The sequence below is a fragment of the Paenibacillus sp. FSL P4-0184 genome (genome assembly GCF_038004625.1).
GTDB lineage: Bacteria > Bacillota > Bacilli > Paenibacillales > Paenibacillaceae > Paenibacillus_AQ.
This window is the reverse complement of sequence record NZ_JBBORN010000001.1, coordinates 745134-760174: the sequence shown is the minus strand read 5'-3', so window position 1 is coordinate 760174 and position 15041 is coordinate 745134. Positions and strand designations below refer to the sequence as shown.

The 15041-nt window shown below is 42.9% G+C and carries 16 protein-coding genes; 14 read left to right on the top strand and 2 right to left on the bottom strand.

Annotated elements, in window-relative coordinates; all coding sequences use genetic code 11:
- The first annotated feature begins 5 nt into the window (after positions 1–5).
- Positions 6–1661, top strand: coding sequence for a DUF6382 domain-containing protein (locus MKY52_RS03200; protein WP_341049784.1), 1656 nt, complete (start codon positions 6–8; stop codon positions 1659–1661).
- A gap of 28 nt (positions 1662–1689) precedes the next feature.
- Here the strand turns inward: MKY52_RS03200 and MKY52_RS03195 are convergent, their stop codons facing one another.
- Together MKY52_RS03195 and MKY52_RS03190 are read right to left on the bottom strand one after the other, a co-directional pair.
- Entirely contained in the window at positions 1690–2595 is a 906-nt protein-coding gene (locus tag MKY52_RS03195; protein WP_341049782.1) for a TIGR01777 family oxidoreductase, read from the bottom strand.
- Between the two features lie 40 nt (positions 2596–2635).
- Complete coding sequence (locus MKY52_RS03190) at positions 2636–3100, bottom strand: DUF2621 domain-containing protein (protein ID WP_341049780.1); 465 nt, start codon at positions 3098–3100, stop codon at positions 2636–2638.
- Between the two features lie 172 nt (positions 3101–3272).
- On the opposite strand from MKY52_RS03190, the gene MKY52_RS03185 reads away from it, so the two are divergent.
- The 13 genes from MKY52_RS03185 to MKY52_RS03125 all read left to right on the top strand — a co-directional run bounded on the left by MKY52_RS03185 (position 3273) and on the right by MKY52_RS03125 (position 15029).
- A complete protein-coding gene (locus tag MKY52_RS03185) occupies positions 3273–4382 on the top strand; it encodes a deoxyribonuclease IV (RefSeq protein ID WP_341049779.1) in 1110 nt (369 codons plus the stop codon).
- A gap of 65 nt (positions 4383–4447) precedes the next feature.
- Entirely contained in the window at positions 4448–5347 is a 900-nt protein-coding gene (gene purU, locus MKY52_RS03180) for a formyltetrahydrofolate deformylase (RefSeq protein ID WP_341049777.1), read from the top strand.
- Between the two features lie 178 nt (positions 5348–5525).
- A complete protein-coding gene (locus tag MKY52_RS03175) occupies positions 5526–6266 on the top strand; it encodes an SAF domain-containing protein (protein ID WP_042185555.1) in 741 nt (246 codons plus the stop codon).
- A gap of 12 nt (positions 6267–6278) precedes the next feature.
- A complete protein-coding gene (locus MKY52_RS03170; protein ID WP_341049775.1) occupies positions 6279–7343 on the top strand; it encodes a hypothetical protein in 1065 nt (354 codons plus the stop codon).
- Positions 7340–8785: an ATPase, T2SS/T4P/T4SS family gene (locus tag MKY52_RS03165; protein WP_341049773.1), complete on the top strand. Its 1446-nt coding sequence runs from the start codon at positions 7340–7342 to the stop codon at positions 8783–8785. Before MKY52_RS03170 ends, MKY52_RS03165 begins: the two co-directional genes overlap by 4 nt.
- Before the next feature lie 12 nt (positions 8786–8797).
- Positions 8798–9847 (top strand): hypothetical protein, encoded by a 1050-nt coding sequence (locus MKY52_RS03160; protein WP_341049770.1) that lies wholly within the window; start codon positions 8798–8800, stop codon positions 9845–9847.
- Positions 9848–9858: 11 nt separating this feature from the next.
- Positions 9859–10728 (top strand): hypothetical protein, encoded by an 870-nt coding sequence (locus MKY52_RS03155; RefSeq protein ID WP_341049767.1) that lies wholly within the window; start codon positions 9859–9861, stop codon positions 10726–10728.
- 56 nt (positions 10729–10784) lie between these two features.
- Complete coding sequence (locus tag MKY52_RS03150) at positions 10785–10994, top strand: hypothetical protein (RefSeq protein WP_341049765.1); 210 nt, start codon at positions 10785–10787, stop codon at positions 10992–10994.
- A gap of 7 nt (positions 10995–11001) precedes the next feature.
- On the top strand, positions 11002–11145 hold the full coding sequence (locus tag MKY52_RS03145) for a hypothetical protein (RefSeq protein ID WP_341049763.1): 144 nt from the start codon (positions 11002–11004) through the stop codon (positions 11143–11145).
- A gap of 15 nt (positions 11146–11160) precedes the next feature.
- Positions 11161–11541 carry a hypothetical protein gene (locus MKY52_RS03140; RefSeq protein WP_076284074.1) on the top strand — a complete coding sequence of 127 codons (381 nt, stop codon included), beginning with the start codon at positions 11161–11163 and terminating at the stop codon, positions 11539–11541.
- A gap of 20 nt (positions 11542–11561) precedes the next feature.
- A complete protein-coding gene (locus tag MKY52_RS03135; protein ID WP_341049761.1) occupies positions 11562–12059 on the top strand; it encodes a hypothetical protein in 498 nt (165 codons plus the stop codon).
- 34 nt (positions 12060–12093) lie between these two features.
- Positions 12094–12759 carry a hypothetical protein gene (locus MKY52_RS03130; protein ID WP_341049759.1) on the top strand — a complete coding sequence of 222 codons (666 nt, stop codon included), beginning with the start codon at positions 12094–12096 and terminating at the stop codon, positions 12757–12759.
- Between the two features lie 5 nt (positions 12760–12764).
- Complete coding sequence (locus tag MKY52_RS03125; RefSeq protein WP_341049756.1) at positions 12765–15029, top strand: PKD domain-containing protein; 2265 nt, start codon at positions 12765–12767, stop codon at positions 15027–15029.
- Positions 15030–15041: the final 12 nt, after the last annotated feature.

Genomic DNA, 15041 nt, shown 5'->3' with positions numbered 1-15041 from the left:
GATGCTTGTTGTACGGATTATCCCGTGACTTTATGCAGCAGGACGGTATATATATGATGCTTGGCGAACCAGAAGGAATGCCGGTGGGTAAGCTTAATATGGTTCAAGCTCGTATGCTGATGAACACTGACATTCCTCATCATTTAAGGTTGTTACTTAGGGAAATTGATTTAAAGGTTACGATGGAATATGCTGTTCTGCGTAAAAAAATGCTCAGTCATTTGCTCAAAAGTGAGAAGTTGAGCATGACCTCATTTTTTGGATTACTTCTACAAATTGCGCAAGGGATGGAAGATGGCAGGTTATATATGCTTCGGGCGGATCAGTATGCTTTGCATGAAGATTATATTTTTATTGAAGGATCATTGCAGAGTGGTAAGGTATATCTCACCTATATCCCTGTTCAGGGGAATGAGCCTGTTTCTAGGCTGGGAGAGTCTCTCAAATCGCTGATCATGGTGATGATGGCTTCTATCACAGAGCTTACTGGGAGTGGTGTTCAAAGAGTGCTGCAATACTGTGGGGAAGAAGAATTTACACCAGCTGGCTTAAAGGGTCTTCTCTCAGAGCTGTTGACAGAGTGCGACTCTTGTAGAGGACAATTCAGTAGTAACGCAGAAATGGCATACACATCTCCTAAGTTGACAGAAGTACGTCCGGCAGAGCCTGAAAGACGAATGCAAGAGAGAGTAAGGGAACTGTTTGTGAATGAGGTAGCTGCTCCCCAGAAAAAAATGAGTGAGCGGAACGAGGATAAGGGTCTGCGTACGCAGCAGAATTCAGCTCCGTGGTTAAACAGCTATTCCAGTCCGAATCTTAGGGTGAAAGAAGAGGAAAGGTCTCTTCGGTCTACAGACGATAATAAGTTGACGAATTCACAACCCTCAAGCTCAAGAACTTATATTATTCTAGGTTGCTTATTGGTTGATGCATTATTATGGAAATTCCTATATTTGAATAACCCAAAACCGTTATGGCTAGCCGTTTGTGGGATCGCAACGATTGCCTTGGCTACTTTTAGCTGGATGGTATGGAGCGAAAGGATAAGGTTTGGAAGTGACGAAGAAAAGGAACATACGAGTGAGGATTCTGAAGATACAAACCGGAGTCCGAATCGAAGAGAACTGGAGTGGGATTTCGGTAGGAACCCTGTGACCACTGTGCGTCCTGCAGCATCGATTCCAAAGGGAGATCAGCATCCATCCGACCCTTTATCTAACATTCCGTCTGTGCGATCTGAATCAAGGAAAGAGGAGGATAGTTCTGTAATACCACCAGGTCCAATAGCCCCAACCGCTTTATTATCACGGGAGGAAACACCTCAGCAAGGCAAACGAAATGAGAAGCTAGCTCGAAATGTTCCTTATCTCAAAAGAAGCGATGAGGAAGAGGCAGAGTCGGAAACCATAGCGTTAAACCGAACTAGCTTTATCATTGGCAGATCGGCAGAAGTAGCTCAGTATGTAGAAAGATCGGAAGGAGCTTCTAGAGTACATGCGGAGATATCTAGGAGCCCGGGCGGATACGTACTAAAGGATCTCGACTCCAGAAACGGAACGCTTTTTCAAGGCGAAGCCATGATCCCTTACAAAGAGTACCCGCTGTCAGAGGGGACCGTATTCAAGATTGTAAAAGGAAGTTACACATTCCACATGGGATGAAGAGTGCAAGTAAAGAGTGTTGATTCTGCTATTTTTGGCTTTTCAAATCTTCTAAAGCGGTTTGAAGTGTAGGGAAGGTAAAGTTAAAGCCCTGCTCTAATGCCGCCGATGGTAGGACGCGTTGTCCTTTGAGCAAGATCTCAGACAATTCACCTACTGCTGTTTTTAACAGGATGGACGGCAGTGGGAACCAATGCGGCCGGTTGTATACTTTTCCAATCGTTCTACCGAACTCTTCGTTCGTAACCGGATGTGGAGCAGTCGCATTAACAGGTCCGGAGATGGTGGGATTTTGAATGCAAAAATCGATTAGACGTACGATATCGGTCAGGTGAATCCAGGATACCCACTGGTTTCCCGCGCCGATGTTACCACCAAAGCCCAGTAAATAGGGAAGCTTCATCTTGGGGAATGCTCCGTTTCGGTTACCGAGCACAACCCCAGTACGCAACTTGATCATACGGATATTCTTGTATACTCCATCTGAAGCTTCTTCCCATGTCTTAACCACGTCAGAAGGGAAATCCATGACATGGGCTGGTGATGATTCATTAAAGGTATCTTGCAAAGAGGTTCCGTAAATAGCCACTGCTGATGCCTGAATGACTACAGAAGGTTTGTGTTTCAAACGGGCGAGTAGCTTAGCAGCAGCGGAAACGGCCCAAAGACGGGATTGCATAATTGCTTTTTTGCCGCTCTGACTCCAACGTTGGCTGAGAGAGGCTCCAGCAAGATTGACCAAAGCATCCGCATTTTCCACGGGTGTTGAATCAGCGTGTAGGCTGTCCCATGTGTGGTAACTCAGCTTAGGATGATATGGCGCAGCTTTAGGTAGATTGCGACCGACGATTGCAACTTCATTGCCTGCTAGTAGCCAGTATTTTGCTAGTTCGCTGCCAATAAAACCGGTGCCGCCACATATCACATATTTCATAAGGTGGGCCTCCGTTCTGAACGCGACATTTGATTAGCAATCACTTAAACAAATGCTGGTAAGCAGAGTAGTCGATTTTATTCTTTTCGAGAAAATTGACGAGGAAACGATTGTCACGCCGCGGAGTGGCGACTATGTAACCTTTAATGCAGTGATCTCGAGTAACCTCTTTCGCATTACTTTCCACAGCGATCTTACCGATCTCGGCAGCAATGGAATGTTTGGCGATATCGCGAAAAGGGCTGGGCACAGGCTGAACAAGCTGGTCTAAGAAAGCTTTTGATTCATCACTCCAGAGTGAACGACTGCGTTCTACCCAGTAATTTTGCCAGTCCAGCTTTGATTTTCCATCAGCTTTCGGCAACACCTTTAGGAATTTCCGGAACATAAAAAAACCGCCGATACACATGGAACCCAGCAGCATAAATGTCCAGAAAGCGATAGAGTTCATGAACCAATTGCTCGGTGTTGCGGATAATAAACCAAGGCCTGATTGGATAAACATGCATACACCACCTTTTGGCAATGAGTATTCTCACATAATTTAATCTCATATTAAAGTATAGCTTATTTCCAAAGTTTTGCGAAGCAGAACCCAGCATATTGACCTTGTCTAGATTTATTTTTCTGATCACGGTAGAATAAGGGGTAATTCGTGAAGGAAAGAGGGAAGAAGTATGCTGAAAATAGGTTCACACGTGTCTTGCTCGGACAAGGGTCTTTTGACCGCAGCAAATGAAGCAAATGAGTATGGTTCCAGCTCATTTATGATATATACAGGAGCGCCACAGAACACGCGCCGCAAGCCGATTGATGCCATGTATCCAGTTGAAGGAAAGCAAGCAATGAAAGAAAACGGTGTGGAGGAGATTGTCGTTCACGCACCTTACATTATTAATCTCGCTTCCTATAAAGAGAACACGTATCAGTTGGCCGTTGATTTCTTACAAGAGGAAATCCGCCGTACGCACGCGCTTGAGGTCAAACATATCGTATTACATCCGGGTGCATTCACTGATAAGGATGCAGAATACGGTATTCAGCGGATTGCAGATGGACTTAATGAGGTTCTTGGGGGAACCAATGAAACGGAAGTTCATATCGCCCTAGAAACAATGGCTGGTAAGGGAACAGAGATCGGGCGCAGCTTCGAGGAGATTGCTTCTATTATTGATAAGGTTGAACATAACGAGCGTTTGTCCGTATGTCTTGATACTTGTCACATTCATGATGCTGGCTATGATATCGTTAATGATTTGGATGGCGTTCTTAACAAGTTTGATGAGATTATCGGCTTGAATCGTCTTGGGGTTATCCATATCAATGATAGCAAAAATCCATGTGGAGCAGGTAAAGACCGTCACACTCCAATTGGTTCGGGTTGGATCGGTTTTGATACGATTAACAAAATCGTACATCATGAGAAATTGACAGGTCTGCCATTCATTCTTGAGACGCCATGGGTTGGTAAAGATGCGAAGAAACAGCGTCCGATGTATGAGGTAGAGATTGCTTTGCTCCGTGGTAACGTAGCGGAACGATTTGGACCGGAGTTTATAGAGGATGTTGAAAAACTGCGTGATTTTTTTGCTAATAAGGAGATCGATTCCCGTCAATTTGTGCTTAATGTCTGGGAGATGCTGAAGAACGATGCCAAGGCTAAAAAAGCTGATCCACGTGAACCGCTGGAGCGTCTATTTGATGAAGTCATCGCTGCCGAGCTGTTCCCGCAATTGAGTGAGGAAGCCATTAATCATCGCTTGATTGCATGGTTAGCAGGCAAGTAAGTGCTCGTTCACGCATAAGTTAGACTTCAGATTGCACATGTAGATGAGAGGATGGGATGAGGATCATGGAATTACACGTAAAAAGAAACAATTCGTCAGGTGTTGAGTCTTATTCCAACCGGGCGCGTATGCTCATTTCTTGTCCTGACGGACCGGGAATCGTGGCGGCTGTATCACACTTTCTGTATCAGCATGGCGCGAATATTGTGCAATCGGATCAGTACACAATGGATCCAGATGGCGGAATGTTCTTCATGAGAGTTGAGTTTGACCTTCCCGAATTAGGAGATCGTCTGGAAGAGATACGTTCTTTGTTCGGCGGGGTGGCTGAGCGTTTCAAGATGAACTGGAAAATTTTCAATGTTCGTCATAAGAAAAGATTAGCCATATTTGTCTCTAAAGAAGACCATTGTCTTGTGGAACTGCTCTGGCAGTGGCAAGCTGGTGATCTAGAAGCCGACATCGCTCTCGTCGTGAGCAACCATTTGGATATGAAATCGTATGTCGAGTCCTTCGGCATTCCTTTTCACCATATTCCAGTTACAGCTGATACTAAGGCTGATGCGGAAAAACGTCAGCTTGAGGTCATCGGAGACGACATTGATGTTATAATTCTGGCTCGGTATATGCAGATTATCTCACCGTCGTTTATTGAGCATTATCGCCACCAAATTATTAATATTCATCACTCCTTCCTGCCAGCCTTTATTGGCGGTAATCCTTACGCTCAAGCGTACCAACGCGGGGTAAAGATTATCGGAGCAACTGCTCACTATGTTACAGAAGAGCTTGATGGTGGCCCGATTATTGAACAGGATGTACAGAGGGTTAGTCACGGTGATGATGTCATCGAGTTGAAGCGGATTGGACGCACCATTGAGCGGGTTGTTCTGGCTCGTGCGGTGAAGTGGCATATCGAAGACCGGATCCTCGTCCATCAAAATAAGACCGTAGTGTTTAAATAAAAGGTTATTTTCCGGTGAGAGCCTATGGTATGAACCTGAGCGCTTTTACCGGAACTCTATAATCTAATAGCTCTCTAAATCTCTACAGGTAAAAAAGAATTTTACCAGCAGCTTGGCTATTTACGCCAAGTTGCTTTTTGTCGTTTTTCAAAACTGTGTTTTTGAGGAGGTGGAAGGCTTGGCTCTACAGCGTAGGCAACTGTTGAAACGCAATTATTTCTTCGCAAGTCTCATTTTGATTACTGGAGTCGGCGGATTGCTAGGCTATGATCTCTACTTCAAGCCCTACGTACTATCCCGAACTGTGGTCAAAATCAAGGTGGAAGGCGGGGAGCTTCTTCCAAAAAACTATGAGCTGAAAGCAAGTGATTTATATCTGGATTCTGTTCAGACCAAGGATATACCTTCAGGTGTAATTACAGAAATCGCACAAGTGGAGCACAAAATTACGAATGTAAATCTGACCAACGGAAGTATTTTGACGGCATCCTTAGTGGATGTTAGTGATTTAGAACCTCTCAAAGATGAAGGGATTTTTCCTATACCAAAGGAAGCGATCTATGCCATCAATGGTTCACTGCGCAGCCGGGATAAGGTAGATATTTATCTTGTTGATGGAGACCGAGAGAGGCGGAGTGAATCGCTTAGCCCAAACAAGAAGGAAGAGGAGGAACTGATCGTGCAGAGCTCAATTAGTGAACCTGCAAAGGAGGTGTTTATATCTGGAGTCACCGTGAATTATGTGCGAACAGAAGACAATAATGATGTGCTGGATTCAGAAAAGGGAAACAACAATAATCGGTTCACTTCGACTGGCAAGGTGGCGACACCAGAATTGAAGCTGAAGAAAAGTGATGGCGAGCGGCTCGGACAATTTTTGGAGCAGGGAAAGAAGCTGTGGATCGTACGGGTCGAGTAGGAGGGAAGAGTCTTGAAAATATTTAGTCTAGGCATAGATCAGTTAACCATTAATGATATCAAAAATGCAGGATTTATTGTAATTACACAAAGCGTACTTCCTGATCCATCTCATGCAGAGGGCCATATGCTAATGGTTACCAGTGACCAGATTCAAGCTCAGTCACTTAGCGAACTGCGCCGGAATTATCCGAGCTCAATGATCCTATATGTATATTTGCAAAAGGGAATCAGTGGTTACCAAGCTGTACATATGCTGTGTGAAAGCTTAGGAATCTATTTTATCCCTCCTCGTTCTACCTCGTCAGTGGTGATAGAGAAGATTCGCTTTATTCTAGACGAGGAAGGGGAGGAACGAAGTAATCTGGTTGGTTTTTTTGGATCTGGTCCTGGGATCGGCTGCACTAGTGTAGCCAAACTGTTCGCAAGACGAATTGCCGCGGCAGGCCTTCGTGTTATTGTCCTTGGACTTGATTTATATGATCCCGGATATGACCGCAAAGCTACAATTAGTCTGGATAGGCTTCGATCAAGGCTCACAGGGAAGATGATTCATGATGAGGATTTTGAACAATTGATTAAGCAAGACGGTTACTCGTATCTCCCAGGCAATTACGATTACTTGAGTGCACAAGATTATCAGGAGGATGAGATTGAATATTTTTTGGCTAGAGCGGGGGCAAATGCAGATGTGGTTATTGCTGACTTTGGCTCTATTCCGGAAAGTGCAGCGTGGTATGTCGGAATGCACAAATCGGCACTGCGTATGATCGTCACTCATCCAAAGCATGAATACAGACTCGAACCTCTTCTAGAGCTTGCTGGGCATATGGATCTACGTCCACATGATTTCCAACTGATTATTAACCGCAGTAATGTGGAAGAAATATCTTCTCCTAAAAATCTAGCGCTTCGCTTTGGGACTGAAATCTTGCTGGAGCTACCGTATTACCAGCCCTTGCAGGAAAGCTTACCTCTAGGCAAAAAAGAGCTGCAGCATGTGGATGATAAGGTACATTCTCTGCTCGTGTCCATGAGCCTGGCACCAGAAGCTAAAAAGAAAGGCATATTCCTATGAATGGAAATCAACTGAATCGTCCGTTGTTCTCTCTAAAACAAAGTATCCTACGCATGAGCAAACCGGGCAAGGAAGACTTTTATGCATTTTTGCAAAAAATGAAAAACGATATGAACGAAGGGCTGGAACGTGAGGATGATGCTTACTTCGAGTTAAATGCGAAGGCGCTAATTGGAGATCCGCAGGCGGTTAGCTTTTTTATGAATGAGATAGAGAAATACTTGAGGAAGACACCCTTTACGGGCAAGGTTCCAGAAGCATACAGAACGGCTGCAGAAGCGCTCTATCATGAATGGAAGGGTTTTGGTCCGGCGTATCGTTGGTTTACTGATCGTGCATACAGTGAATCAACCGGGCTACAGATGATCGGAAAGCAGATCTTTTATAACCATAAAGGTGAGTTTGTAGCTTATCCATATGAGATGCCTTCACTAGATCGGGTCGAACAGTTAAAGCGCTCCTTATTAAAAAGTGATCCCAACAAAAAGCTGAATAAGGACAACCCTTCAGTGGAGTTTAAAATGGATGACCCGCTCTGGCCTGGTCGATTTATTAGGCTTGCCATTTGGGTATCCCCGAGAGTATGGGATGGCTTCACCACAATATCGTTACGGCGGCAGGTTGTAGAGTTTCTGAGTCTGGAAGATCAGGCGGGTACGGAATGTATTCCTGCGGAAGCGGTTGAAATGATTCGGGCGTTATCATCTACCTTTCGCAATACCATTATTGCGGGCGCTGTAGGCTCGGGAAAAACAACCTTTGCAAATACGATCGTCGGCGAGCAACTGCTCGGATCTTCATCCTGTATGGGTGTAGTGATGATAGAAAAGCATCCGGAGTCGATTTTACCTTACCAGATTAGAGGGCACCGAATTATTCCAATCCAGGCTGCGAACGAGGAATTGATGGAGGTAGGGGTAGAATCGCTGCGGCATGACCCCAACATTTTGTATATGACGGAAATGCGTTATAACGAATGGGAATTTTATCTTTGGAGTGGGGAAAAAGGGTATGACGGTATCACCGGAACCTTCCACACCGTTGATTCGGAGGATATTCCATATCAAGGCGCTTTTGCCGTGTCGACAAGGATTGGCGGGAGCCTTAAGGGGCATTTGATCTCTGCACTGAAATCGTGCGAGCTGGTCTTTATTTTGGAAAGTGTTCCGAACGGGAAGAAGCGGTTAACGCGAATATCGGAAGTCTTTTATGACGAGGAAAAGAACTCTGTATTTGCGAATGATCTGATGCGCTGGGAACTCCAGAAGATGTGTTGGTCCTATAATGACAAGCTGACGACGAACCTGATTCTGAAGATGACTAGGAAAAATGAGCAGGCAACACAGTTGCTCCAGAAAGAGCTGGGACAGCTTGCAGCAGCAAAACCAATGGATCAGCCTATCAAAGAAAGCTTGAAATCTAAGATCATTCTTAACGAGTGAGGAGGTGAAACCGTGGATTTATTATTGTATATTCTTCGTTTTGTCCTTCATTTGTTAATTTTGTGGGGAATTTGGCTGCTCATTAAACCGCTAATCGAACGGCATTTACGACAGGTAGGTCAGAAAGTCGATTTTCGGATCAAACATAAAATGAGTATTTTTGGCAAAAGAGTTAGCTCGGTAAAAAAAAGGCTGTGGCTCTACCGTCATCTAGATAATCTTTTATATTTCGTACACCGAAAATATGAGCCGGGAATTAGCGTTATGCGTTTTATGACACGTACAGCAACAGTGTTTATCGCGGTTTTTCTATCAGGTCTACTGACGCTAAGCGAGCTTCCTGGACAATTGAGTTTTAACAATCCTTTTCTGGAAGGGATAACTTTTAACGAAGGGCGTTCGATTCAGGGGGCTTGGAGATTTCCACTTTTTATGGCTGTGATTTCTGCGACGATTCCTTATTTTCGTATGAGATACATCTACGCGCAAAGGAAGGTGCATGGAAGCTATGATTTACTCGATGTAGTCAAAATCTCCACCAAATTCACTCACTTGTCGGTAGATTCCGTTCTCGATCGGACAGCGGATTTTCTTACGGATAAGAATGTGCTGAAGGGTCCTTTGAAGCTGCTAGGGGCTGCGTTTTCCAATTACAGTAATGAGAAGGAGCTTGCCCAGGAAGCCGGGAGATTTTCCAATGCGATTGGCACTACCTTCGCCCTAGAATTTATATCGGATCTGCTCTATGCCGAGAAGGAAGGGACCCGTTATTTAAAAAGCTCGCTGATGCTGTTAAATCGTTCTATGGAGCAACAGAGGGAAACCATTTTGACTGTAAAAGCGGGAAGTAGAGATGCGATTAGCCTTGGCTTATACGGGAATCTTTTGGTGCTGGTATCAACGGTTGGAACCTTTATGTACATGCTGAAGCCTGATATCTATTTCCAATTGCAGTTTGAGACTACAGTAGGACTTTCTTTTTTGATGGTGATCGTCTCCGGTCTTTTTATTTCTTTTGTGATCAGCACTATTCTCGCCAGACCTAAACTGGACTACCACTAAGGTGATGAGCTATGGACAGATTGTTACTATTAGTTACTGTAATCGGGATTGTATATGTCGCATTACTTGTCTTTGTAAGCAGTAGTAGTAAACAGGAAAGATATCTTGTCCGATTAGGACTACGGTGGAATGAGCTTGGGGTACGGGTGCAGGGGGATAGACTTCAGCAATTATTGAATGATTCTGGTTTATCGATTTCGGCCCGTAAAATTACGCTTTTCCGTTACTCTGCAGCGCTGATTTATTTAATAACTCAAGTCGTCAGTGATTTCATTCGTTCTAATTCTTTTTCTATTTATGACCCTCTAATTGCTCTACTTATTCTCGTAATCAGCAGTCCGATGCGCTATCTTCCGTTTGGCTGGGTGCTTGCATGGCTTCATCAAAAAACGGTTATTAAAAAAGACGGTGAGCTGATCTCTTTCATCCGTCTATATGAGAATAATCGGCTACGCAAGCGCGGATATGCGCAATTTGGCACTTTTTGCGGGAGTACGGCTGGACATTTTCAATATATACGTCAGGATCTGTACGAGTTGTCAGAACGAGCAGTAGATGAGGGTGTGGAGGGGGCGATTGAATGGTTTTGTGCAAAGTTTCCGGATAATCATAGTTTTATTAATGACATTCGGTCCATTTTGCTGGCTACTGAGGGTATGGATGACGACACAGAAGCGGCGAATTATTTGCGTGAGCAAGGTAAGATTATCTCCAAAATCTCCAGCGATCAGTATTTGAAAAAGTGGTCTTTTATCGGTGATCTATCTACGATCATTAATGTTATCCCATCGATTGCTACTTTTTTGATGATCGTCGCGATGGCGATGCAGTACATTTTACTGATCAAAGGGAATTTTAATGGAGTCGGCATGTTCCAGTGAAAAATTGTATATTCAATATTATTTTAAAAATATAAAATAAAAGGGAGATTTTAACAATGAAAAAGGACGCTATTTCTACAGGTTTGTTTATTGCTATCGGATTTTTATGTGTGGCCATCGTAATTGCCGTTTTGATTCCTGTAGTTCGAGATGTAATTGATGCTACGGATGATAATAAACCGACGATTCCGGGTGTGACATTTATTCAACCGCTGGATTCCAGCCAATCTGCAACTGCTCGGGTCTTATCCCATACTTCGGTTTAATTCGATTATGAAAAAAGACTCTATCTCTATAGCAATGTTTCTGGCTATTGGCTTTGTAATCGCAGGGATGTTTATCACAGTAGCTACGCATATCATTGGCAGCAGTCAAGACGATATCATCAAACATACTAAGCAAGTAGAGCAATATTAGAAGGAGGCGTTTCTATTGAAGGAGACCGTCCTCCGGGCATTATTCATGTGGCTTGTCCTGTTTATTATCCTGCAACCCATATTCACCTATATTGATTATCTGCTAGATTTACAGGTCAAAGCTAATACGTCCTACATCACACAAAAAGCTGCAACGGAGGGGATGGTCACAGCGTCTATGCGGAACGAAGTGATTTCAAATCTGAAGGCGATTGGGTTCTCAGAGGGTTCTATAGAAATTACGAGCAGTACAGATACCATTCAAGAACGCAAGCAACGAATTGATGTGTATGTAACAGCACCGCGGATAAATTTGTTTCCGTATAACTTTTCCACAGTTTCGCAGCCGACCCGGTATTATGGACATGGGTCAATTATGAGTGAATATCTCGATTGATTAAGGGATGAGCCTAATTTATGGATTACATTATTAAGCTGGCATTTGTCCTACTGATCTTTATCTACTCCTGGTTCTTTCAGATCCAGAATCAGGAGTGGGACATGCTGCGCAGCATGCTAAAAGATGCAAACAATATCGCTGTTCACGATGCCGCGCAGGAATTAGATGAAACTGAACTCACACGAGGTCGTCTAATTATCGATCCCGCGCTTGCTTACGATACTTTTCAGCATGCCTTGCAGGCGAATCTTGGGCTTGATAATGGCCTTTCTCCCCAAGTAGGCAGCCGTTTTAAGAATCAAGTAAAGATCGTGAAGTTTGATATTGTTGATGATTCCGATGGAGTAACTTTTCCGCTTTTATACGAGGATAATGAATATGGCATTACCAAATACATAGAGGGTCCCTCGGTTATTGCCGTCATTGAGACGGAACATCCGCTGCTGATCTCCAGAGCCAAAACACAAGAGCCAATCAGAGTACCAGCAGTTCAGGAGTATAAGTTCAATAAGTAGGAAAAATCCAATTGAGACTAGGGAGAGATTTGGGATGAAGAAGAGAGTTGTAGAGGCGACTTTGGTAGCGGCAATGTTATTTAGTGTGGTTTTGGGGCAGGGAGTGGTTGCAAAAGCGGAAACGGTTACATCAGTAGTTACGGCTAAGCCAACCACATCCGCGGTACCCACAGCAACCGTGAAACCTATAGCAACGCCAGCACCTATCATGAGAGATAATCTATTTAAATTTGGATTGAAGAAAGACTTGGAGCTGCCTGTGACGATCAGCGCTGGAGGATTAACGTACACGTTAGAAAAGCTGATGTTTTACGACGTGAAATCTAAAGAAGCACAATCTCTAATGAAGATGTATGGTTATACTGATGATATTTATAAAACACCTACTAAATATATGATATGGACTAAAATCACCATTGGAAATAAGGGAAGTAAAGTCATTCAAGTAAGTGCTAAAGATTCGATTGCAAAATGGATGTTAAAAGTGGATGGGTATAATCTTATTACACCCTCACCTAGAAATAAAATGTTGGAGCTGAACAATAAAGAAGCGTTGTGGAATTGGGTGTTGAAACCGGGTGAAAAGCTATCTAGCTATCAGATGTATGGGTATATTAAAGACCCTTCAGTTATTTCTATATACGTTAATCTTGGAGGCGAATTTGAAGAAAAATACATTGTTAAACGTCCAGGAGAGTAACTTATATGAAGAAAATTTGGATTGTTCTGCTTACATTTATACTGATTTTTTCATATATTCCAGAGAACATTAAGGCAGCTAATTCACAAAGCAAAACAGTGTCAATACCTTCAGAAATTCTTAATGGGTCTTCAAATGCTCAAAAATTTTACTACTTAGATCTTCCAAGTGGAGTTGCCAGTTCAGCAATTGATGTCTCTTCTCTTAAATATAATGGCACTAATCAAAAAGTTGCCCTTACAATGGAGAATGGGAAAATAAAGGTTACTTTAAAGGGCGTTGAAGCAAAACAACGAATAGATAATGTACTCGGGTATAAGGCCTCCTTTGAAACCCTTTTTTTAACAAATCCCGGTAATTCTATTTGGCGATATTCAGACGGTGTAAGATGGCAGATTAATGAATGGGACCCATACGCTAATGCTCAGAAACATTACGATAAAAATGGACAAGGTAATGGTACACCTAGAAATGATCCCCCTGATATGACGGTGGTAACTCAATCGGCAGTATCACGTTCGGGAATTAAATGGTACGACAAAAACGTAAATTCGGTAATTGATTCGTCTCAGATCATAGAGTCAACTGTCCAATTAGTTGTACCTAAAGAATTGCTTCCAACAACATATGTTAATCATAATGTTGTAAATGGGAATCAATTTATTATTTATTATAAAACTAACGCAGCTAAGCAAAATTTTGATCCTGAACAATTAAGTCCGAATTTTGATCCAAGTGGTCATGCGTTGGGGAGACGTTATAAAACAGATTTAAGCTACTACTTTACAGGTTCGGCTAATGTAACTACGTACAAATACAGCGGCAATGTCTCCTTCGACTACACTCTTCCTACAGAACCAACACTTACCGGTACGGTAACTCTAAATAAACCTAATCCCAATCCAACAAAATTGGGAGATAAAGACGAACCCGTTCAAATTTCATTAATGGGGCAGCTGCAAGGATACAGTGATGCTTCAAATATTGACGAGTGGGTGTTCTATGCTAAAGAGAAAGACAGAAATAATACACTCAAAACGAAAAAGGAATCTGCAAAGACATTTAACGTAAGTACTTTATTTGATTTTGAGATCAAAAAGTCGAGTGTAACGGGCGAACATTTTACTCAGGAATATGCTTTAACCGTTCTCGTCCGCTTTAAAAAGCCAATCGTCACAAAGAATGGAACCATTACCTCTCTGGAACAGCCTCTACAGATTTCAGCAGGTGTTTATAAAAACAATCCTCAAGTTACTTTTCCTCCAAATCCAACTACTCCAACAGAACCTGAAGGAAAGCCACCTATTGCAAGAATATCAACAGCTAGATACATAAAAGCAGGGTCTGATATGCTCGTTAGTGGAAATGCTTCCTATGATCCGGATGGATATATCACTGATTATGCTTGGAGCACATCTGGAGCGCAGGGAGAAATCGGAAATGTCCCAAGGGGGTATGTATGGTATACCATAGAGCAAGTTGGAGAGACATTTCCTATAGCTCTCACAGTCGTTGACAATGATGGACAAATAGGTAGTACAAGTACAGAAGTTACCGTCATTGAGCCGAAACCAGCAGCAATTATAGATATAGAAGGAATACTTAAACAAAATCGTAAAACGACATTGTTTAATAGAAGCCAGAGTCCAACACGCTTTCCGTTAATACCATCGAAAACACGAGTTACCATCACTGCTGTATCTGGCGGTACGAATGCAGATATTAAATATAGTGGTACATTATCTGAACTTGAAAGCAAAGACATCTTATTTAAAAAACCTGGAAAATATAAGGCTACGATTTATGTGGAAAATACGCTTGGGTATTCTGATAGTGATGAGATTACGTTTGATATTGTGCCAGATGAAGCGCCGTACAACTATTTTACTCTGCCTGGAGTGGTATATCGAAGTCCTGATTACGGTAATAAAGCGGTGGTTTCATTGGATGATATCTCCTATTCGCCTGATAAAGATGTAGTGGGTCGGAGACTCTGGGAGTATCGCTATGATTCAAATAATGACGGGAGTTTTAGCGGAGAAGCATGGGTGACCTTTAGTAATGAGAACAAAGATCGCTTAAATTTAGAACTGAGCGAGGTAGGGAAATATGAAGTCCGACTTACTGTGTTTGAAGAGTTTGGTCAACCAACCATTGATGAGTTTGTGACAGAAGCTGATCGGAAATCTACAAATTCAGATGGACAAAAGTTAAGCTCACGGATTGTAGAAGTGAAAAATCGAGCGCCAGAAGTTGATTGGTCCTGGTAGGAGAGGTGCTTA